Below are 206 nucleotides of genomic sequence, written 5' to 3'. Positions count from 1 at the left end.
GAAACCTGAGCGCCAGCTTGGGTGGAGGCGCCGTTGGGATACCACCCTGATCGTATCTAGGTTCTAACCTGGTACCGTGATCCGGTATGGGGACAGTGTCAGGTGGGCAGTTTGACTGGGGCGGTCGCCTCCTAAAGAGTAACGGAGGCGCCCCAAGGTTCCCTCAGAATGGTTGGAAATCATTCGAAGAGTGCAAAGGCAGAAGG

At 56.8% G+C, this 206-nt stretch carries 1 rRNA gene; it reads left to right on the top strand.

The features are described from left to right. A 23S ribosomal RNA gene (locus KI379_RS33965) occupies positions 1-206 on the top strand; the annotation flags it as partial.

It is taken from the genome of Paenibacillus cineris (assembly GCF_018333335.1).
Classification (GTDB): domain Bacteria; phylum Bacillota; class Bacilli; order Paenibacillales; family Paenibacillaceae; genus Paenibacillus_AQ; species Paenibacillus_AQ favisporus.
Note: the sequence above shows the minus strand (reverse complement) of the source record. Positions and strands in the feature narration are given on the sequence as shown.